This window comes from Allobosea sp. (genome assembly GCF_035999205.1).
Taxonomy (GTDB): domain Bacteria; phylum Pseudomonadota; class Alphaproteobacteria; order Rhizobiales; family Beijerinckiaceae; genus Allobosea.
Genome location: NZ_DASYHA010000025.1, coordinates 602,943 through 622,068, shown reverse-complemented (window position 1 = coordinate 622,068; position 19,126 = coordinate 602,943). Strand labels below are relative to the sequence as shown.

Sequence of the window (19,126 nt, the reverse complement as noted above, 5' to 3'; positions counted from 1 at the left end):
GCCTGCTGCACACAGGCTTCCCCGATGTGGGCATATGCAATGCTCATGACAGTTGCGCCCAGTTTGCGCCATGGCTTTTGACAGGTCGAGCACCGGGCGGCACAAGGCTGCGCGTCCGGCGCATGGCGCAGCCGATGGAGACGATGATGGAAAACCCGATCCTCGCCGAAGTGACCCGTGGCGACACGGTCGAGTCGCGCCATCGCGGCGCCGCCCTCGTGATCGATGCCGATGGCGCCGTCGTATTCTCCGCCGGCGACATCGATCGTCCGGTCTTTCCGCGCTCGGCGGTCAAGGCGATCCAGGCATTGCCCCTGCTCGAAAGCGGCGCTGCGGATCGCTATGGACTCACCGATCAGGAAATCGCGCTCGCCGTCTCCTCGCATTCCGGCGAGCCGCTCCATGCCGAAACATCGCTCGCGATGCTCAGGAAGGCCGGACGTGAAGCCGGTTGCCTCGAATGCGGCGCGCACTGGCCGATGAACGAGGCCGCAGCACGCGCCATCGCCAAGGCCGGGCAGGAGCCGAGCGCGCTCAACAACAACTGCTCCGGCAAGCATGCCGGCTTCGTCTGCCTCGCCTGCGGTCTCGACGAGGACCCGGCCGGTTACATCAAGCCGGGTCACGCGGTCCAGCAGGCGGTGCGGGGTGCGCTCGAGGAGGTGACGGGTGCTGTGCATTCGGCCGACCGCATGGGCACCGATGGCTGCTCGATCCCGACCTATGCGGTGCCGCTGAGGGCGCTGGCCCTCGGCTTCGCCCGCTTCGGCACTGGCCATGGCTTCAGAGCCGAGCGTGCCCAGGCCGCGGCCCGCATCCGCAAGGCGGCAGCCCTCCACCCCTTCTTGGTCGCGGGCACGGGGCGCTTCGATACCCGCGCCATGGAGCTGCTCCGCGAGCGCATCTTCATCAAGACCGGGGCCGAGGGCGTTTATTGCGGCTCCTTGCCCGAACTGGGCTACGGCATCGCGCTGAAATGCGACGACGGTGCCGGTCGGGCGGCCGAGGTGGCGATGGCCGCGCTGATCGCGCGCTTCCTGCCGATGACCGAGGCGGAGCAGGCGGCCTTCGCGCCGCTGCGCGAGAGCGTGATGAAGAACTGGAACGGCATCGAGGTCGGGCGGGTCAGGGCGGCCGGCTGAGAGGCGGCCGGCGCGGATTCAGCCCACGGCGTTGTTCTCGACGCGGACCCCAGCCGCGCGCGCATCGGGGGCCCTGGTCAGGTCGCCGGTCACGACCTTCCCATACTCGGTCCCGATGACGGCGCCGCGCGTCGCCTCCGAGATCGTGTTGCCCACGATCGTGGCGTTGCGCTGCTTCGGCACCAGTGAAACCGAGATGCCGATGCCGGTCTTGCGCACCATGTTGCCTGTCGCGACGAGGTTGCGCATGCCCCAGGACCAGCCGAGCGAGATGCCGATGTCGCTCGCGTTCTCGATGACGTTGCCGGAGACGGTCGCCTCCGCCTCGACATGCACGCCCATGCCGCCGACGGGGTCCTTGAAGCCGGGATAGGTGCCCTTGCGGGCATTGCGGACGATGTTGTTGGCGAAGACCGACAGGCGCCCGCCATGGTCGAGATTGGTCATGCTGGCGCCCAGCGCGCAGTCCTCGATCAGGTTGTTGGCGATGATGGCGCCCTCGAAGGCGAATTCGGAATAGATGCCGCATTCGCCGCAGCGCTTGCCCTGATTACCGAGGATCTGCACGCTGGAGCCGGAATTGTTGCGGATGAAGGTCAGGGCGCAATCGCGCAGGGAATTACCTTCGATAATGACCCCGCCGGCCTTGTAGAGGCTGATGCCGTTGCCGTTGGGGCCGTCGCCGCCGGCATCGGCTCGAATCCGGTCGATTCGATTGCTCCTCACGCTCGATCGGTCGTCACCCGGCTGGCTGCGCCAGATCTGGATGCCGTTGTTGCCGCAATCTTCGACCCGGTTACGCTCGATCTGGAGCCCGCGCGAGTCGAGCGAGAACAGCGCCGATTCGCGCATGATCCGGAACTGGCTGGTCTCGACGCTTCCGCCGGTACGGTTCAGGACGACACCGACCGAGCCGGCATTGATGAAGGTGCAGTCGCGTATGCCGAGATCGGCGACGTCGTCGGCCTCAAGCAGGCCTTCACGCCCTGCAGCGCGAATGCCGAGACCATCCAGGGTCACCCCTGACAGCGCGGCCCGACCCAGCCCACGACCCAGAAGGAGGGGGCCGGCCTGCGCGGCGACGAGATGGGTTGCTCCCGGAACGCCGATCAGGCGCGCGCCATCGGGCAGAGCGATGCGGGAAATGCGGTAGCGCCCCGGGCCGATCAGCAGCGGTGCGTCGCGCTTTGCGGCCTCACCGAGTGCCTTCTGCATCAGGCGCGACTGGTCGTCGGGCGAGCCCGCGCGGAGGCCGAACTGAGCGGCGTCGAGGCCATGATGGCCGAGCGGGCCGGATGCCACGGCGGCGCGCGCTTGCCCGAAGGCCGGAGCGACCATGAGCGAGGCTGTGCCGAAGAGGGCCGTCGCCAGCACGCTGCGTCGCGAAAATGCGATCGAATCCACCATCATGTTCGGATCGGTTCAAGCCGCATGCCGCGCTTGCTGTGCCGTTCCGGTACGGAGCGCGGCTTATCCGCCCCGGCTGCGCACCTCTCGCTTCAAAGCCCCAGAGCCCGGGCGATCTCCTCGGCGGCCAGCGTTGGCGCGAGCCGGCCGGCGGCGACTTCGGCTTCGAGGATCGGGGTACGTGCCTTGAGCGCGGGGTCGTGCCGCAGCCTGGCCTGGAGCCGGTCGTTGACCAGAGCCCACATCCATTTCACGTCCTGGCGGTGGCGCTTCTGCGCGATCAACCCCTTCGCCTCGTGGCGCGAGCGATGATCCTCGATCTTCGCCCAGAGTTCCTCGAGGCCCTCGCCGGTCAGGCCCGAGATCGTGACCACCGGCGTCGACCACAGGCTGGAGGCGGGGGCGAGGATATGCAGCGCCGACCGGTACTGCGCCGCGGCGGCGCGGGCCGCGGTTGCGCCGGCACCATCTGCCTTGTTGACGGCAATCATGTCGGCGAGCTCGATGATGCCCTTCTTGATGCCCTGCAGCTCGTCGCCGGCATTGGGCAGCATCAGCACGAGGAAGAAGTCGGTCAGGTCGGCGACGGCGGTCTCCGACTGCCCGACGCCGACCGTCTCGACCAGGATCACGTCGAAGCCCGCGGCCTCGCAGAGCAGCATGGTCTCGCGTGTCTTGGCGGCGACGCCTCCGAGCGTGCCCGAGGAAGGCGAGGGCCTGATGTAAGCGCTCGGATCGACGGCGAGGCGCGCCATGCGGGTCTTGTCGCCGAGGATCGAGCCGCCGGTACGCGTCGAGGAGGGATCGACGGCCAGCACCGCGACCTTATGCCCCTTCGCCGTCAGAAAGCTGCCGAGGGCATCGATCGTCGTCGACTTGCCGACGCCGGGAACGCCGGTGATGCCGATACGGATGGCCCCGCCTGTCTTGGGCAGCAGACGCTGGATCAACGCCTGCGCCTGCCCGCGATGGTCGGCGCGGCGCGATTCCGCCAGCGTGATGGCACGCGCCAACGCTGCGCGCTCGCCGGCAAGCAGTGCCTGGGCTAGGTCAGCGACGGAGGCGGGGAGGTCGGCCATGACACCCAACTAGCAAGGCCCGCCGCGGTGCGACAAGGCCGCGAACGGCACGAGCCGATACTTCCACGCTGTGGCCTGTGCGCCACTTGCTCATACGTCACTTCGGTGAGACGTGTGGGCTGATGATGGCGTCGATGGTGCTGCGGTTTCGGGTTCTTGCGTGGGCGTTGCTCGCGTCGCTGGCGCTTGGCGCCTGCGGAACGCCGCGCGTGCTGGACATCAGCACGGCGCCGTCGACCGATGTTGCCGGCAAGGTCGAGATCTTCGTCGCCACCACGCGCCAGGCTGCGGCCGAGCCGATCTATTTCAACGGCGAGCGCGCCTCGAAGCTGGCCTTCGCCCGGCTCGACTTCACCGTCCCCCGCACCCACAAGCCCGGCGAACTGGAGCTGCCGGATTCCGGCCCGGGCGACCCCGCCAAACACTTCGCGGTGACGCGCGTCGAGCGACTTGATCTCGCCCCGATCGTCGCCGACGTGCGTCGCGAGATCATGCGGCGTCCGCCGGACCAGCGAGACGTTCTGATCTTCGTCCACGGCTTCAACACCAATTTCGCCGATGCCGCCTACCGCTTCGCCCAGATCGTCTACGATTCCGGCTTCAAGGGCGTGCCGGTGCTGTTCACCTGGCCGTCGCGCGGGGAGGTCCTCGCCTATCCCTATGATCGCGAGAGTGCGATCTATTCGCGCGATTTCCTGGAGTTGAATCTGAGGGCGATCTCGCGCGACCTCGGCACGACGCGCATGGACATCCTCGCCCATTCGATGGGTACGATGCTGACGATGGAAGCGTTGCGGCAAGCCTCGATCCGCGGCGACGGCAGCTTCGGTGGCAAGCTGCGCGACGTCATGCTGGCGGCGCCCGATGTCGATCTCGACGTCTTCAAGACGATGATGCGCCAGACCAAGCGGCCGGTGACCGTCTTCGTCTCCGCCGACGACCGCGCACTGGACTTCTCGCGGCGCTTCGCCGGCGACAAGACCCGTCTTGGCGCAGTTTCGGCCAAGGACACCGAGATCATTGCCGAGCTCGACAAGCTCGGCGCCCGCATCATCGACCTGTCGGAGGTGTCGACCAGCGACCGCCTCAACCATGGCAAGTTCGCCTCGTCCCCCAAGGTCGTCCAGTTGATCGGCCAGCGCCTGCAGGCCGACAGAGGCATCGCCACTGCCGGTCCTCATTTCGGCGAGCGGCTGGGGGATGTCGCCGGCGGCGTGGTCGGGACGGTTGGATCCACCGTCGGGCTCGTCGTGACGGCGCCGATCACGATCATTTCCGGCGGCCGTTGATCCGCGGCCACAGCTCCCAGCGAATTTCATCACGCCGCCGGCCTGCCGCATTCTGGCCGCGTTAGCCTGTCGTTAAGGCGTAGCTGGCCAACTCGGCCGATCACAACCATCGGATGCCTGACACGATGCCCGGTTCACGGCACGCGCCTTCCTGTCGCATGGCGGCTCTCGCCGCGCTGCTCTCGCTCGCGCTCTCGGCCTGCGCCCAGACCGAGGCCGCCGTCTCGCCTTTCTCGGAGCCGACCCGCGCGGATGCATCCGCGCTCGGCAAGGAGCCGGAGCTTCTCGTCGTCACCACGCGCAAGTCGGTCGGCGGGCGCCAGCCCTTCTTCGGCAGCGATCGCGGAGCTCTGACCTTCGCCGAGGCGCGGATCTCGCCGCCCGGCAACGGCATCGCGGGCCGTGTTTCCTCCGCCGTGAGCGGGGACTGGGCGGTGCTCGGCATCGACCACCAGACATCCACCGACGCGGCGCGTGCCTTTGCGCAGGCCGCGAACGGCCGCGACGTCCTGCTTTACGTGCATGGCTACAACGAGACCTTCGAGTCCGCAGCGCGAAGCGCCGGGCAGCTCTCGCATTCGCTCGAGTTCCAGGGCCGGACCGCGGTCTTCTCCTGGCCGTCGGGCGGCAAGCTCTTCGATTACGCCTATGATCGCGAAAGTGCGCTCTGGTCGCGTGATGGTTTCGTCAAGGCGCTCCAGGCGCTCGTCGCGAATCCGACCGTCGGGCGCATCCACATCGTCGCGCATTCGATGGGCACCTTCCTGACGCTGGAAGCCCTGCGTGAGCTGCGCGATCAGGCCGAAGTCTATTCCCGCATCGGCTCGGTCGTCTTCGCCTCGCCGGACATCGACATCGACGCCTTCGAGCAGACCGTCTCGAAGCTGGGTCCGCTTGCCCGGCGCATGACGCTGATCATCGATCCCGGCGATCGCGCACTGGCGGTCTCGGCACGCATCGCCGGTGGCGTCGCCCGCGCGGGCGCGGCCGATCGCACCCGCCTCGAAGCGCTGGGCGTGCGTGTGGCGGACACCTCCGGCCGTGGCTGGAGCATGCTGAGGCACGACCTGTTCCTGTCGGACAGCGAGGTCACGCAGGTCGTGCGCCGCGCCATGGATCGCAGCTAGGGCCCGACGGACCCGCTTGCCGGGGAGGGCCGTCTCGCGCAGGATCGCTGCGATGGTCCGGCGGGAGCGAGCGGCGATGATCGGGCGTGCAACGGTTCTTGCCCTGCTGACCTGGTTAGGCCTCCATGCTGCTGCGGCGCATGACCTGACGCCGTTCCAGGAGCCCGGTCGCAGCCACGTCCTGCACGAGGACGTTTCCGCGTCCGGCGCCGAGATGATCAATGTCGAGACCTATGTGCCGGCCGCCTGCGCGGCAAAGCCTTGCCCGCTCGTGGTCTCGCTGCACGGTCTCAACCGCAATGCGGAGGCCGCGCGGGACAACTGGGGTGAGGCAGCCGAGCGCTACGGGCTTCTGGTCGCCGCTCCGCATTTCGACAAGGAGCGCTTCCCGACGCGGCTGTTCCAGCAGGGCGGCGTGCGCGGCGAACCGGATCGTACCCGGTGGGTCTATTCCATCATCGAGCGCTTCTTCGACCGCGCGCTGAAAAGCGGTCGCGTTTCGGGGACGAGCTATGTGCTCTTCGGCCATTCGGCCGGCGCCCAATTCGTTCATCGCATGGCGCTGCTGCTGCCCGAGGCCCGCTACTCGACGGCGGTGAGCGCCAATGCGGGCTACTACACGCTGCCTGTTTGGCGGGAGGGCGCAGGCGGCCTTGCCTATCCCTATTCCCTCGAAGGCACCCCTGCGACGGAAGCCACGCTGAAGGCCGCCTTCGCCAAGCCGCTATGGGTCATGCTGGGAGATCAGGACATCGACCCCGATCATCCCCAGCTCAACAAGAGCAGGGGTGCGCAGGCGCAAGGGGCGAACCGTCTGGCGCGCGGCGAGCACTTCATGGTCGTCGCGGTCGGTGAGGCGAAGCGGCTCGGCGCCGAAAGCCGCTGGCGCGAGATCGTCGTGCCGGGCGTGGCGCATCAGTCCCGGCAGATGGCCAATGCGGCAGCCGACGCCCTGTTCGGCGGCAAGTAAAATTTCAGATCAACGGCAGGCCGATGCGCTTCTTGACGGTCGCGAGCGCGAAGTTCGATTCGACCGACTGGATGCACTTCAGTCGGGTCATCTTCTGCTTCAGGAAGCGCTCATAGCCCTCGATCCCGTCGGTCAGGACGCGCAGGAGATAGTCCTGCGAGCCGGTCATCAGGTAGCATTCGGTCACTTCGTTCCAGCCTTCCACCGCCTTCTCGAATTCGGCGATGTGCTCCTGCGTCTGCTGCGACAGCCTGACCGAGACGAAAACGCTGAACGGCAGGCCGTAGGCCTTGGGATCGACGGTGGCCGAATAGCCCTGGATGACGCCGGTCTCCTCGAGGCGCTTCAGCCGGCGCAGGCATGGCGTCGGCGACAGGCCGACCTTCTGCGACAGGTCCTGATTGGTGATGCGGCCATCCTCCTGAAGGACGGCGAGCATGCGGCGATCGACGCTGTCGAGCATGGTCTGCTTCCAATGATCTCGTTCTTGGCATTAAGCTGCTGGAATCAATCTCTAGGGAGTTGATTGCATCCAAGCAATCGTCACGCAGCAGGCTTATCCTGATCGCCAGAGCGAACCCGCGAGCGCTTTCCGCCAGAGTTCAACCAGCGAGGCCACCATGAGCGACGACAGCTATCACAAGGACCGGATCGCCAACCGCAAGCTGCATCCCGAGACCCTGATGATGGGCTTCGGCTATTCGCCGGCGATGTCGGAAGGCTCGCTCAAGCCGCCGGTCTTTCTGACCTCGACGTTCGTTTTCGAGAACGCCCAGCAGGGCAAGGACTTCTTCGATTTCACTTCCGGCCGCCGCCAGCCGAAGCCCGGCGAGAAGCCGGGGCTGGTCTATTCCCGCTTCAACCACCCCAACATGGAAATCCTCGAGGATCGCCTCGCCATCTGGGACGAGGCGGAACGCTGCGCCGTCTTCGCCAGCGGCATGGCGGCGATCGCGACGACCTGCTTCGCCTTTCTGCGGCCGGGCGACACCATCATCCATTCGCGCCCGCTCTATGGCGGCACGGAAACCCTCCTGAAGAACCAGATGGGCGCCTTCGGCGTCACGCCCTTCGGCTTCACCGACGGGCTCGATGTCGCGCAGATGCGCGCCACCGCGAAGGCTGCAGCCGCCAAGGGGCGCGTCGGCATGATCCTTGTCGAGACGCCGGCCAACCCGACCAACGGGCTGGTCGATCTCGCCGCCTGCGCAATGATCGCCGACGAACTGGAAAAGGCGCAGGGCCATCGCCCGCCGGTCGTGGTCGACAACACCATGCTCGGGCCGAAATACCAGAAGCCGCTGAAGCACGGCGCAGATCTCTCGCTGCTGTCCTTGACGAAATATGTCGGCGGTCATTCCGATCTCGTCGGCGGCTCGATCAGCGGTTCGGACGCGCTGGTGAGGCAGGTCAAGGGCTGGCGCGGCTCGCTCGGCACGCAGCTCGATCCGAATTCCTGCTGGATGCTGATGCGCTCGCTCGAGACGCTCGACATCCGCATGAGCCGCGCCAATGAGAACGCCAAGCTCGTCGCCGAATACCTCGCCGCCCATCCGAAGATCGCGCGCGTACACTACCTTGGCTCGCTCGCAGCCGACGACCCGCGCAAGACCGTCTTCGATCGCCAATGCACGGCGGCCGGCTCGACCTTCGCCTTCGACGTGAAGGGCGGCGAGAAGGAGGCCTTCGCACTGCTCGACCACCTCCAGATCATGAAGCTCGCCGTCTCGCTCGGCGGCACCGAGACGCTGGTCTCGCACCCCGCGGCGATGACGCATTCGGGCGTCGCGCGCGCATTGCGCGAGGAGATCGGCCTGACCGATGCGCTGATCCGCATTTCGGTCGGCATCGAGAACATCGAGGATCTCATCTCCGATCTGGCGCAGGCGCTGGAAGCGGTGTGAGGCGGGCGGCGCTTTTCGGAGCGCTGATCTGGGTCGCGTCCTGCGCGACCTCGCCCCTTGTCGCGGCCGAGCAGCAGGAAAGCGTCGCGGAAACGATCTGCCGCCTGATCGAGAAGGCAGCAGGTGAGAGCAGGCTGCCGGTCGCCTTCTTCACCCGGCTGATCTGGCGTGAAAGCAGCTTCCGGCCGCATGTCACGAGTCCCGTCGGCGCGCAGGGCATCGCCCAGTTCATGCCCGGCACGGCGAATGAGCGCGGCCTTGCCGATCCCTTCGATCCGGAAGCCGCGATCCCGGCTTCGGCTGCCTATCTCGCGGCGCTGAAGGCGCAGTTCGGCAATCTCGGCCTGGCTGCCGCAGCCTATAATGCCGGGCCGGCGCGGGTCTCGCGCTGGCTCGGGCAGGGTGGCGGATTGCCCTTCGAAACGCAGGCCTATGTACGTTTCATCACCGGCCGCGGCGTTGAGGAGTGGCGCCCGGGCGCGGGCGAAACGCCGCCGGATCCGACGACGGTCAATACCGACTGCCTGCCGACGGTGGCCTCGATCCGCCGTTCGGCGCCGCCGGCGCTGATCGAGGGCGTCTACGCGCCCTTCGGCGTGCAGCTCGCCGGCAATGTCTCCAAGGCCCGCGCGATCCGGTCCTATCAGGCGATCGCGCTGCGCTTCGCCTCGTTACTAGCAGACAGGCCGACGCTGATCCTCGGCTCGCGCATCGCGGGACGCGGGCGTGCCCCGTTCTACCGTGTCCGCCTGCCTGCGCAGACCATGCGCGAGGCCAGCGTCTTCTGCGACCGGCTCCGGCGTGCCGGCGGGAACTGCGCGGTGCTGCGAAACTAGCCACGGTCCGGCCGTAGCCCGGGCGGCCTAGCCGCGGACCTGCTCTCTCAGAGCCTTTGCCGTTTCCTTCTGCGCATCGAAATCCGACCGCCGGCGTCTGATCTCTTCCGGTGAGAGGCGGTCGATATTGCAGTAATCGAGCTTCCAATCCGGGGTCGGCGCCCAGATCAGCGGGGACTGAACCGTCGTTCGTGGTGCCGGCGCCCGTTCCAGCGTGGTCAGCGCCAGGTCGAGTGTCGCCGCCTGCGAAGCGTTGTCGTTGGGCCGCCCCGCGGCATTGCCGAGCGGGAAATCGGAGAACAGCAACCGCGGCACGCCGACATGCTCGACGATGTCCTTGGCGCACCCCATGATGACGGTCGCGATGCCACTGGCCTCGAGGAGCCGCGCGGCGAGGCTGACGCTCTGGTGGCAGACGGGACAGTTCGGCACGAGGATTGCCGCATCGACGGCGTCGGCCTTGCATCGCGCCACGAGCTCCGGGCAATCGATCTCGAGCGTCGTGCGATGGCTGCGGTTGGTCGGAAGGCCATGGAAGCGCGGTGCGATTGCGCCGATCCGTCCGGAAGCCTGCGCGCTGCGCAGCGCGGCCAGGGGAAAATAGGCCGCGATATCCTCGCCGGTCGTATGCGTGCGGTCGACCGCGACATGCGAGATGCGCAAGTCATGATCGCTGGCGCTGTCGCCCGAATAGACGGAGTAGAACTTGGCTGCCGCATTGTAGGCAGCGCCTGGGCCTTGATCGCCCTTGCCCGGCTGGTAGGGCGCGGCCGTGGTGATGAGTGCGACGCGGCTCTGCGCCAGCGATTTCCCCAATGGCTGGAACGGCACGGCTGCGTAATGCGCCCACTCATAGGGCGCCCCATAGCCCAGTGCCTGATAATAGCTGCGGACGCGCTGCAGGTAGGGGATCGGAACGTCATGGACCGGTGCGAAACCCAAATCCTCGCTTCGTGAGCTGTCCATCGTCGGTTGCTCCAGCTCCCGAACCATCTCCCCTGCAACGATGCAGCGGAATTTGGGCAATTTGCCGAGCTGTGCCGCCTCGCAAGCGCCGGCTAGGACGCCTGCGCCGACGTCAGCGCGCCGATCCGGCCCCAGCCGGGCAGCTTCAGTGCCGGACTGCGCAGATCGAGTCCCGCGACCAGTCCGAGCAGGTTGACCTCGACGCCCTCGACCCAGCCGACCGTCACGCCAAGCAGCCCGTAGAGCGAGGCCTGTATGCCCGTGCGGCTGGGGGTCAGCCCGGCGAAAAGGCCGTCGTCGCGAAAATCCTTTCCAATCGCGGTCGGCGGCAGCGCCTGCGCGAGCTCCGGAACCTCGGCCATGACATGCTGGACGAAGCTGTTCGAATTCGGCCCCGGCCAGGCCTGATAGGTGCCGGGCATGGCATAGGCATAGCTCTTGACCGCTTCGCGGATGCGCGGGATCAGCCGCTCCGCCGCCTCGCCCCGGATCTCGGTGACGAGTTCGGGCAGGTTGCCGTACCAGCGCCCATCCGCCTCGCGATGGTTGACGCGCACGGGCGTGCCCCAGCCCACCACGTCGAAGCGCGTATAGGCACTGGCGCCACGCTCCTTCACCACCACCCAGGAATGATGCGCGAAGACGCCGCGCCAGCGGCCGACGCGAGCGGCGAAGACATGGACGGTCGGTTCTTGCTCGACCGAGGCCGCGGGCAGGAGCTGCGCGCTCGACCAGTCGGCGCGCCGCCAGTCATCCGCATTGGCCTGCATCGCCCACCATGCGGCATGGGTTGCCAGAGGCAGCACGAACAGCAGCAGGAAAAGCCCGGGAATAAAGCGGGAGAGACGCATGGCGGATGATATGTGGCAGCCATGTTGCATCGCAAGGTCGTTTGCCGGGGGCACCGGATCACAACGGCTTGAGGCGCGGCGCCAAGCTGTTAGCTTCGGCGCCGTCTGCCACAGGGGGAATCGGACGGATCATGACGGCGCGGAGTTGGCTGAAGGGGATCGTATCGGGCGCGGTGCTGGGGCTCGCGCTCCTGGCCAATGGCACCGCCGGCGCGCAGAGCAAGGAACTGCGCATCTACAACTGGTCCGACTATGTCGATCCGGAGGTTCTCGATGCCTTCAAGAAGGAAACCGGGATCACCGTCGTCTACGACACCTTCGACCAGATGGAGACGGTCGAGACCAAGCTCCTTGCCGGAAAGACCGGCTACGACCTGATCGTCGTCACGGCATCCTTCCTGCCGCGCCACATCCCGCTCGGTCTCTATGCGCCGATCGATGCCGCCAAGGTTCCCAACCTCAAGAACGCCTGGCCCGAGATCCAGGGAAGGCTGGCCAAATACGACCCCGGCAACGTCTACGCCGCCAATTACATGTGGGGCACCACCGGCATCGGCTACAACGTCGCCAAGATCAAGGAACGGCTCGGTCCCGATGCGGTGATCGACAGCTGGAAGATCCTGTTCGAGCCCGACCAGCTCAAGAAGCTCTCCAATTGCGGCGTCCATGTTCTCGATGCGGTCGAGGAACTGTTTCCCGCGGCGCTGCGCTATCTCGGCCTGAACCCGGACTCCAAGGCGGAGGCCGACCTGAACAAGGCCGGCGAGTTGCTGCGCAAGATCCGTCCCCACATCCAGAAGTTCCACTCGTCGGAATACATCAACGCGCTCGCCAATGGCGATATCTGCCTCGCCGTTGGCTATTCCGGCGACGTGCTGCAGGCCAGGAAGCGCGCCGAGGAAGCGAAGAACAAGGTCGAGATCGCCTATGCGATCCCGAAAGAAGGCGCGCTGATGTGGTTCGATTCCTTCGTCATTCCGAAGGACGCCGCCAATCCGGAGGCCGCCCGCGCCTTCATCGATTTCGTCAACCGGCCGGAGATGGCGGCGAAGAATTCGGATTTCATCCAGTACGCCAATGGCAACATCGCCTCGAAGCCGCTGCTTTCGGCTGCGGTGCGCGACAATCCGGGCATCTATCCGTCCGAGGCGGTCATGTCGCGGCTGTACACCATCACGCCCTACGACCAGAAGTCGCAGCGGCTGGTCAACCGGCTCTGGACCCGGGTGAAAACCGGCAAGTAATGGTCGAGACGAAGTGACGAGTGACGGACGGGGCGCAGTGACCATGCGCAAGGCATCGCCCGGCAGCGTGCGCCGGGCCTTCCAGCCCTGGAATGATCCGGCGGCCAAACCGCTCGTCGAGTTCCGCAACGTGGTCAAGCGCTTCGGCCCGGTGACGGCGGTCTCGGATCTCTCGCTGTCGCTTTATCCGCGCGAGTTCTTTGCGCTGCTCGGTCCCTCCGGCTGCGGCAAGAGCACGCTGATGCGGATGCTGGCGGGTTTCGAGCGGCCCGATGCCGGCGAGATCCTGCTCGACGGGGTCGATGTCACCGCCGTGCCGCCGCATCTGCGGCCGGTCAACATGATGTTCCAGTCCTATGCGCTGTTTCCGCATCTGAGCGTTGCCGACAATGTCGCCTACGGCCTCAAGCGTGAGGGACTGCCGCGCGCCGAGATCACCCGTCGCGTCGAGGAGATGCTGGGGCTGGTCAAGCTGGAGGGCCTGGGTCGGCGCAGGCCGGAGCAACTTTCGGGCGGGCAGCGCCAGCGCGTCGCGCTCGCCCGCGCGCTCGCCAAGCGGCCGAAGCTGCTCCTGCTGGACGAACCGATGGCGGCGCTCGACCGCAAGCTGCGCGAGGCGACCCAGTTCGAGCTGATGGACCTGCAGAGCGAGCTTGGCCTGAGCTTCATGGTGGTGACGCACGACCAGGACGAGGCCATGACCATGGCGGATCGGATGGCGGTGATGGACCATGGCCGGCTCGTCCAGATCGGCCCGCCCGACGTCATCTACGAGGCACCGGCCAATCGCTACGTCGCCGAGTTCGTCGGCGACATCAACATCTTCGAAGGTCGCGTCGCGGCCGTCGACGGTGAGCTCATCACCGTCGAGACGCCCTTCGTCGGGCCTGTCATCCTCGACGAGGAGGACGCGGCGCTCGCCGTGGGCGAGGCGGCGCTGGTCGGGCTGCGGCCGGAGAAGATCGATCTCGCCCATGACGAGCCGCACGGCGTCAGCAACAAGGTCCGCGGCGAGATCTGGGACATCGGCTACCTCGGCGATTTTACCATGGTCCAGGTCATGGTCGGCGGCGAAGGCGGACATCTGGTCAAGGTTGCGCTTGCCAACCGGACGCGCCGTATCGCCCGGCCCTTCGCCTGGGAAGACAAGGTCTGGCTCGCCTGGGATGTCGAGGCCGGGCTGCTGTTGCCGCCATGAGCGCGCCTGCTTCGCCCGCGGTTCGCAAGGGGCGCCTCGTCGTGGCGGTGCCCTATCTCTGGCTGTTGCTGTTCTTCCTGGCGCCCTTCGCGATCGTGCTCAGGATGGCGCTGTCGGACGCCGATCAGGCGCTGCCGCCCTATGCGCCGCATTTCGAGGGGCTCGCGAAGCTCGGCGAGTTCCTCGGGCAGCTCGATCTCGAGAATTTCCGCCTGCTCGCGGATGATGAGCTCTACTGGCAGAGCTATCTCCAATCCCTGCGCATCGCCGCCCTGACAACGCTGATCGCGCTCGCGATAGGCTATCCGCTTGCCTATGCGATGGCGGCCGCGCCCCGGCGCTGGGGGCCGATCCTGCTCCTGCTCGTGGTCCTCCCGTTCTGGACCTCGTTCCTGATCCGCGTCTACGCCTGGATCGGCATCCTGCGGCCCGAAGGCCTGCTCGACATGGCACTCGGCGCGTTCGGTCTCGCGAACGAGCCTCTGCGCCTGCTCAACACCGAGGCCGCTGTGCTGATCGGCATGGTCTATTCCTATCTGCCCTTCATGGTACTGCCGCTCTTCGCGACGCTGGAGAAGCTCGACCGCAGCCTGCTCGAAGCCGCAGCCGATCTCGGCGCCACGCCGGTGAGGGCTTTCCTGACCGTGACCCTGCCGCTCTCGTTGCCCGGCATCCTCGCCGGTTCGGCGCTGGTCTTCATTCCCTCCGTCGGCGAGTTCGTCATCCCCGACCTGCTCGGCGGGCCCGATACGGTGATGATCGGCAAGGTGCTCTGGAACGAGTTCTTCTCGAACCGCGACTGGCCACTGGCTTCTGCCGTCGCGATCGTGCTGCTGATCGTGCTCGTCCTGCCGCTGGCGTTACTGCAGCGGGCGCGGCAGGGCAGGGGCTCGCCGGCATGAGACGCCTCGGTCCAGGCTTGATCCTCGCCCTCGTCGCCGGGTTCGCCTTTCTGTATCTGCCGATCCTTGCGCTCATCGCCTATTCCTTCAACGCGTCGCGGCTCGTCACCGTCTGGGGCGGGTTCTCGACGCAGTGGTACGGCGCGCTGCTCCGCAACGAGGCACTGCTCGATGCAGCCTGGCTCAGCGTCAGGCTCGCCTTCGTCTCCGCGACGCTCGCCACTGCGCTGGGCACGCTGGCGGCGTTGGCGCTCGCCCGCCAGGGCCGCTTCCGGGGGCGCATGCTGTTTTCCGGCATGGTGCTGGCGCCGCTGGTCATGCCGGAGGTGATTACCGGGCTCTCCCTGCTGCTGCTCTTCGTGGCCGCCGAGGTGGAGCGCGGCTTCTGGACCGTGACGATCGCCCACGCGACCTTCGCGCTCGGCTTCTCCTGCATCGTCGTGCAGTCGCGGCTCGCCGGCTTCGACCGCTCGCTCGAGGAGGCGGCGCAGGATCTCGGCGCGACGCCGCTGGTGACGTTCTGGACGGTAACGCTGCCGCTGATCTGGCCAGGCGTCGCCGCTGCCTGGATGCTGGCATTCACGCTCTCGCTCGATGATCTCGTGATCGCGAGCTTCGCCACCGGGCCAGGCGCGACCACGCTGCCGATGCGGCTTTATTCGGCGATCAGGCTCGGCGTTTCGCCGGAGATCAACGCCGCCTGCACGATCATGATCGGGAGCGTCGCTTTGGCCGTGATCGTTGCATCGCTCCTTCTGAAGCGCGAGCAGGCGACGGGCGGTTAAACGGCGCGTGAACGACGCCCTCAACGGCCGTTCAGACGCGATCTGCGAATGTCCGTGTCAGGTCAGGGATGTCCCTGGCCACCAGACAGGACAGGGACCATGTTCCGCAAATTCGCAGGCGCCAGCGTTGCCACCTTCGTCGTCGGCGCGGCCGCATTGATCACCGCAAGCTTCGTAAATGTCGGCTCGGCGGAGGCGTTCGGCGGCCGCTACGAGGGAGGCTACGACCGCCCCGCCTATGGCTGGCGTCCCCCGCCGCCGGCTGTCCATGGCTACTGGGGCCACCGCCGCTGGCAGCGCTACAATGACGGCTACGGCTTCCGCCCGCCGCCCCCGCGTGGGCCGCGTTACGGCTATGGTTACGGCTGGCGTTGATGTCGCGTAAAGACGCCGCGTGACCACGGCGACAGGCGCGGCCCGCCGGCCGCGCCTGTCTGCTACTCGGCCGCCGTGCGCTGGACGTAGCCAAGCCGGCCGTTGAGGTCCTGGAGCAGCTTCTCGGCTGCGTCCGCGATGACGGTGCCGGGCGGGAAGATCGCCGAGGCGCCGGCCTCGATCAGGGCGTCGAAATCCTGCGGCGGGATGACGCCACCGACCACGATCATGATGTCAGGCCGGCCGGCCTTGGCGAGCGCGGCCTTGAGTTCCGGTACCAGTGTCAGGTGTCCCGCCGCGAGCGAGGAGACCCCGATGATATGGACGTCGTTCTCGACGCCCTGCCGCGCCGCCTCGTCGGGCGTGGCGAAGAGGGGCCCGATGTCGACGTCGAAGCCAAGATCGGCGAATGCCGAGGCGATCACCTTCTGGCCGCGGTCGTGCCCGTCCTGCCCCATTTTGGCGACCAGGATGCGCGGGCGACGCCCATCTGCCTCCTCGAAGGCCTCGCACATCAGTTGGACGCGCGTCACGGCTGGGTTCATCTCGCCGACCTCCCGCTTGTAGACGCCCGAGATCGCCTTGATCTCGGCCCTGTGCCGTCCGAACACCTTTTCCATCGCCATCGAGATCTCGCCGACGGTCGCCTTGGCGCGCGCCGCCTTGACCGCGAGATCGAGCAGGTTGGCGTCGCCCTGCGCGCCGTTGGTCAGGGCGGTCAGCGCGGCCTGGACATCGGCCTCGTTACGTTCGGCCTTGAGCCTGCGCAGCTTGTCGAGCTGCTGTGCGCGCACCGAGGCGTTGTCGACCTTGAGCACGTCGATCGAGGCCTCGTTCTCCGGCTTGAACAGGTTGACGCCGATGATCGCCTGCTGGCCGCCGTCGATGCGGGCCTGCGTCTTGGCGGCGGCCTCCTCGATGCGCAGCTTCGGGATGCCGGCCTCGATCGCCTTGGCCATGCCACCCAGCGCCTCGACCTCCTGGATGTGGCCCCAGGCCTTATTCGCCAGGTCGGCCGTCAACCGCTCGACATAATAGGAGCCGCCCCAGGGATCGATGATCCGGGTGGTGCCGCTCTCCTGCTGCAGCACGATCTGCGTGTTGCGCGCGATTCGGGCGGAGAAGTCGGTCGGCAGCGCCAGCGCCTCGTCGAGCGCGTTGGTGTGCAGCGACTGGGTGTGGCCCTGGGTCGCCGCCATCGCCTCGATCATCGTGCGCGGCACGTTGTTGAAGACGTCCTGCGCCGTCAGCGACCAGCCGGAGGTCTGGCAATGGGTGCGCAGCGGCAGGGATTTCTCGTTCTGCGCGCCGAAATCCTTGACCAGCTTGGCCCAGATCAGCCGGCCTGCCCGCAGCTTCGCCACCTCCATGAAGAAGTTCATGCCGATGGCCCAGAAGAACGACAGGCGCGGCGCGAAGACATCGACGCCGAGACCGGCCCGCTGCCCGGCCCGGATGTATTCGACGCCATCGGCCAGCGTGTAGCCGAGCTCGAGGTCCTGCGTCGCTCCCGCTTCCTGCATGTGATAGCCGGAGATCGAGATTGAGTTGAACTTCGGCATGTTGGCCGAGGTGTAGGAGAAGATGTCGCCGATGATCCGCATCGAGGGGGAGGGCGGATAGATATAGGTATTGCGGACCATGAACTCCTTGAGGATGTCGTTCTGGATGGTCCCCGAGAGCTTGGACGCCGGCACGCCCTGTTCTTCCGCCGCGACGATGTACAGCGCCAGAACCGGCAAGACTGCGCCGTTCATCGTCATCGACACGCTCATCTGGTCGAGCGGGATGCCGGAGAACAGCGTGCGCATGTCGTAGATCGAATCGATCGCGACGCCGGCCATGCCGACATCGCCGCCGACGCGCGGATGGTCCGAATCGTAGCCGCGATGGGTCGCCAGATCGAAGGCGACCGAGAGCCCCTTCTGGCCGGCGGCAAGATTGCGCCGGTAGAAGGCGTTGGAGTCCTCGGCCGTCGAAAAGCCGGCATATTGCCGGATCGTCCAGGGCTGGTTGACGTACATGGTCGGATAGGGGCCGCGCAGATAGGGCGCGATGCCCGGCAGCGAATCGACGAAAGGCAATCCGTCGCGGTCCTCGGCGCCGTAGGCCGGCTTCACCGCAATGCCTTCCGGTGTCAGCCAGTCCTCGCCGACCGGCAGGGCGGGCGCGGCCGCAGCTTCGGAAAAGGCCAGCTTCGTGAAATCCGGGATGGCTGTCATGGCTGTCTCCCGCCCGTTCGATCCCACCAATGGTGGAAATGATGCACCGGCCCGTGGCCATGGCCAACCGGAACCTCGTCTGCGGCGGCGATCGCGGCCGTGATGTAGGTCTTGGCGTGGCCGACCGCCTCCGGCAGCGCCAACCCCTTCGCCAGTCCGGACGCGATCGCCGAGGAGAGGGTGCAGCCCGTGCCATGGGTGTTGCGGGTCGCCAGGCGCGGCGCCTCGAAGCGCTGGCGGCTGCCGCCCGCGAGCAGAAGCAGGTCGCTGCTTGTCTCGCCGCTACCATGGCCGCCCTTGATCAGGACATTGGCGGCACCGAGCGCTGCGAGCCTGTCCGCCTGCTTCTCGACGGCATCCTCCGTCTCGGCGATGCTGCTGCCGAGCAGCGCGGACGCTTCCGGCAGGTTCGGCGTGATCAGCGTCGCGAGCGGGAAGATGTGGCGCCGGATCGCATCGACCGCCTCGTTTTCCAGCAGGCGCGCCCCCGACGCCGCGACCATCACCGGGTCCAGCACGACATTGCGCGCCTTGTGCCGCTTCAGCCCGGCAGCGACGGTCTCTATCAACTCGGCCGTCGCGAGCATGCCGATCTTCACAGCGGCGACGTCGAGATCCTCGAAGACCGCATCCATCTGCTTGGCGACGAAACCCGCGGGCACGGCGTGGATGGCGCTGACGCCCTTGGTGTTCTGCGCCGTCAGCGCGACGATGACGCTGGCGCCATAGACCTGATGCGCCGCAAAGGTCTTGAGGTCGGCCTGGATACCGGCTCCTCCGCTGGAATCAGATCCGGCGATTGTCACGGCGATGGCGGTCACGGCGTTCT

Annotated in this window: 18 protein-coding genes; 11 read left to right on the top strand and 7 right to left on the bottom strand. The window is 67.0% G+C overall.

Annotated elements, in window-relative coordinates; all coding sequences use genetic code 11:
- Positions 1-146: 146 nt before the first annotated feature.
- Entirely contained in the window at positions 147-1,142 is a 996-nt protein-coding gene (locus tag VGN82_RS18370) for an asparaginase (protein WP_327529177.1), read from the top strand.
- Between the two features lie 18 nt (positions 1,143-1,160).
- Here the strand turns inward: VGN82_RS18370 and VGN82_RS18365 are convergent, their stop codons facing one another.
- Both VGN82_RS18365 and meaB read right to left on the bottom strand, forming a co-directional pair.
- Complete coding sequence (locus VGN82_RS18365) at positions 1,161-2,546, bottom strand: TIGR03808 family TAT-translocated repetitive protein (RefSeq protein WP_327528482.1); 1,386 nt, start codon at positions 2,544-2,546, stop codon at positions 1,161-1,163.
- A 95-nt stretch (positions 2,547-2,641) separates the two neighbouring features.
- The gene (gene meaB / locus VGN82_RS18360; protein ID WP_327528481.1) at positions 2,642-3,628 is read right to left on the bottom strand and encodes a methylmalonyl Co-A mutase-associated GTPase MeaB; all 987 of its coding nucleotides are present in this window, start codon (positions 3,626-3,628) and stop codon (positions 2,642-2,644) included.
- A 209-nt stretch (positions 3,629-3,837) separates the two neighbouring features.
- Here meaB and VGN82_RS18355 point away from each other — a divergent pair, with 209 nt between their 5' ends.
- The 3 genes from VGN82_RS18355 to VGN82_RS18345 all read left to right on the top strand — a co-directional run bounded on the left by VGN82_RS18355 (position 3,838) and on the right by VGN82_RS18345 (position 7,014).
- Entirely contained in the window at positions 3,838-4,917 is a 1,080-nt protein-coding gene (locus tag VGN82_RS18355; protein WP_327528480.1) for an alpha/beta hydrolase, read from the top strand.
- 158 nt (positions 4,918-5,075) lie between these two features.
- Complete coding sequence (locus VGN82_RS18350) at positions 5,076-6,044, top strand: alpha/beta hydrolase (protein WP_327528479.1); 969 nt, start codon at positions 5,076-5,078, stop codon at positions 6,042-6,044.
- A gap of 76 nt (positions 6,045-6,120) precedes the next feature.
- Positions 6,121-7,014 carry an alpha/beta hydrolase family protein gene (locus VGN82_RS18345; RefSeq protein WP_327528478.1) on the top strand — a complete coding sequence of 298 codons (894 nt, stop codon included), beginning with the start codon at positions 6,121-6,123 and terminating at the stop codon, positions 7,012-7,014.
- Between the two features lie 4 nt (positions 7,015-7,018).
- Here the strand turns inward: VGN82_RS18345 and VGN82_RS18340 are convergent, their stop codons facing one another.
- Positions 7,019-7,477, bottom strand: coding sequence for an Lrp/AsnC family transcriptional regulator (locus tag VGN82_RS18340; protein WP_327528477.1), 459 nt, complete (start codon positions 7,475-7,477; stop codon positions 7,019-7,021).
- Between the two features lie 157 nt (positions 7,478-7,634).
- Between VGN82_RS18340 and VGN82_RS18335 the strand changes: the two genes are divergently transcribed.
- Both VGN82_RS18335 and VGN82_RS18330 read left to right on the top strand, forming a co-directional pair.
- The gene (locus VGN82_RS18335) at positions 7,635-8,918 is read left to right on the top strand and encodes a cystathionine gamma-synthase family protein (protein WP_327528476.1); all 1,284 of its coding nucleotides are present in this window, start codon (positions 7,635-7,637) and stop codon (positions 8,916-8,918) included.
- The gene (locus VGN82_RS18330) at positions 8,915-9,754 is read left to right on the top strand and encodes a lytic transglycosylase domain-containing protein (RefSeq protein WP_327528475.1); all 840 of its coding nucleotides are present in this window, start codon (positions 8,915-8,917) and stop codon (positions 9,752-9,754) included. Before VGN82_RS18335 ends, VGN82_RS18330 begins: the two co-directional genes overlap by 4 nt.
- 27 nt (positions 9,755-9,781) lie before the next feature.
- Here the strand turns inward: VGN82_RS18330 and VGN82_RS18325 are convergent, their stop codons facing one another.
- Together VGN82_RS18325 and VGN82_RS18320 are read right to left on the bottom strand one after the other, a co-directional pair.
- Complete coding sequence (locus VGN82_RS18325) at positions 9,782-10,720, bottom strand: glycine reductase (protein ID WP_327528474.1); 939 nt, start codon at positions 10,718-10,720, stop codon at positions 9,782-9,784.
- Positions 10,721-10,812: 92 nt separating this feature from the next.
- Positions 10,813-11,571 (bottom strand): DUF3750 domain-containing protein, encoded by a 759-nt coding sequence (locus VGN82_RS18320; protein ID WP_327528473.1) that lies wholly within the window; start codon positions 11,569-11,571, stop codon positions 10,813-10,815.
- 131 nt (positions 11,572-11,702) lie between these two features.
- Between VGN82_RS18320 and VGN82_RS18315 the strand changes: the two genes are divergently transcribed.
- The 5 genes from VGN82_RS18315 to VGN82_RS18295 all read left to right on the top strand — a co-directional run bounded on the left by VGN82_RS18315 (position 11,703) and on the right by VGN82_RS18295 (position 16,075).
- Positions 11,703-12,815 carry a polyamine ABC transporter substrate-binding protein gene (locus VGN82_RS18315; protein ID WP_327528472.1) on the top strand — a complete coding sequence of 371 codons (1,113 nt, stop codon included), beginning with the start codon at positions 11,703-11,705 and terminating at the stop codon, positions 12,813-12,815.
- A 43-nt stretch (positions 12,816-12,858) separates the two neighbouring features.
- On the top strand, positions 12,859-14,013 hold the full coding sequence (locus VGN82_RS18310; protein ID WP_327528471.1) for an ABC transporter ATP-binding protein: 1,155 nt from the start codon (positions 12,859-12,861) through the stop codon (positions 14,011-14,013).
- Complete coding sequence (locus VGN82_RS18305; RefSeq protein WP_327528470.1) at positions 14,010-14,915, top strand: ABC transporter permease; 906 nt, start codon at positions 14,010-14,012, stop codon at positions 14,913-14,915. Before VGN82_RS18310 ends, VGN82_RS18305 begins: the two co-directional genes overlap by 4 nt.
- On the top strand, positions 14,912-15,700 hold the full coding sequence (locus tag VGN82_RS18300) for an ABC transporter permease (RefSeq protein WP_327528469.1): 789 nt from the start codon (positions 14,912-14,914) through the stop codon (positions 15,698-15,700). The genes VGN82_RS18305 and VGN82_RS18300 overlap by 4 nt, the downstream gene beginning before the upstream one ends.
- Positions 15,701-15,799: 99 nt before the next feature.
- The gene (locus tag VGN82_RS18295; RefSeq protein WP_327528468.1) at positions 15,800-16,075 is read left to right on the top strand and encodes a hypothetical protein; all 276 of its coding nucleotides are present in this window, start codon (positions 15,800-15,802) and stop codon (positions 16,073-16,075) included.
- Positions 16,076-16,137: 62 nt separating this feature from the next.
- On the opposite strand, the gene scpA is transcribed toward VGN82_RS18295, so the two are convergent.
- Positions 16,138-18,297, bottom strand: a complete 2,160-nt coding sequence (gene scpA / locus VGN82_RS18290; RefSeq protein ID WP_327528467.1) for a methylmalonyl-CoA mutase — start codon at positions 18,295-18,297, stop codon at positions 16,138-16,140.
- Positions 18,294-19,118, bottom strand: a complete 825-nt coding sequence (thiD, locus tag VGN82_RS18285) for a bifunctional hydroxymethylpyrimidine kinase/phosphomethylpyrimidine kinase (protein WP_327528466.1) — start codon at positions 19,116-19,118, stop codon at positions 18,294-18,296. Before thiD ends, scpA begins: the two co-directional genes overlap by 4 nt.
- Between the last annotated feature and the right edge of the window lie 8 nt (positions 19,119-19,126).

What these genes read in the sequence shown, in the direction of transcription:
- VGN82_RS18340 (WP_327528477.1), bottom strand. Translation starts at nt 7,477, where the DNA reads ATGCTCGACAGCGTCGATCGCCGCATGCTCGCCGTCCTTCAGGAGGAT.
- VGN82_RS18320 (WP_327528473.1), bottom strand. Translation starts at nt 11,571, where the DNA reads ATGCGTCTCTCCCGCTTTATTCCCGGGCTTTTCCTGCTGCTGTTCGTG.
- VGN82_RS18315 (WP_327528472.1), top strand. Translation starts at nt 11,703, where the DNA reads ATGACGGCGCGGAGTTGGCTGAAGGGGATCGTATCGGGCGCGGTGCTG.
- VGN82_RS18295 (WP_327528468.1), top strand. Translation starts at nt 15,800, where the DNA reads ATGTTCCGCAAATTCGCAGGCGCCAGCGTTGCCACCTTCGTCGTCGGC.
- VGN82_RS18370 (WP_327529177.1), top strand. Translation starts at nt 147, where the DNA reads ATGGAAAACCCGATCCTCGCCGAAGTGACCCGTGGCGACACGGTCGAG.
- VGN82_RS18345 (WP_327528478.1), top strand. Translation starts at nt 6,121, where the DNA reads ATGATCGGGCGTGCAACGGTTCTTGCCCTGCTGACCTGGTTAGGCCTC.
- meaB (WP_327528481.1), bottom strand. Translation starts at nt 3,628, where the DNA reads ATGGCCGACCTCCCCGCCTCCGTCGCTGACCTAGCCCAGGCACTGCTT.
- VGN82_RS18310 (WP_327528471.1), top strand. Translation starts at nt 12,859, where the DNA reads ATGCGCAAGGCATCGCCCGGCAGCGTGCGCCGGGCCTTCCAGCCCTGG.
- VGN82_RS18335 (WP_327528476.1), top strand. Translation starts at nt 7,635, where the DNA reads ATGAGCGACGACAGCTATCACAAGGACCGGATCGCCAACCGCAAGCTG.
- VGN82_RS18325 (WP_327528474.1), bottom strand. Translation starts at nt 10,720, where the DNA reads ATGGACAGCTCACGAAGCGAGGATTTGGGTTTCGCACCGGTCCATGAC.
- scpA (WP_327528467.1), bottom strand. Translation starts at nt 18,297, where the DNA reads ATGACAGCCATCCCGGATTTCACGAAGCTGGCCTTTTCCGAAGCTGCG.
- VGN82_RS18350 (WP_327528479.1), top strand. Translation starts at nt 5,076, where the DNA reads ATGGCGGCTCTCGCCGCGCTGCTCTCGCTCGCGCTCTCGGCCTGCGCC.
- VGN82_RS18300 (WP_327528469.1), top strand. Translation starts at nt 14,912, where the DNA reads ATGAGACGCCTCGGTCCAGGCTTGATCCTCGCCCTCGTCGCCGGGTTC.
- VGN82_RS18305 (WP_327528470.1), top strand. Translation starts at nt 14,010, where the DNA reads ATGAGCGCGCCTGCTTCGCCCGCGGTTCGCAAGGGGCGCCTCGTCGTG.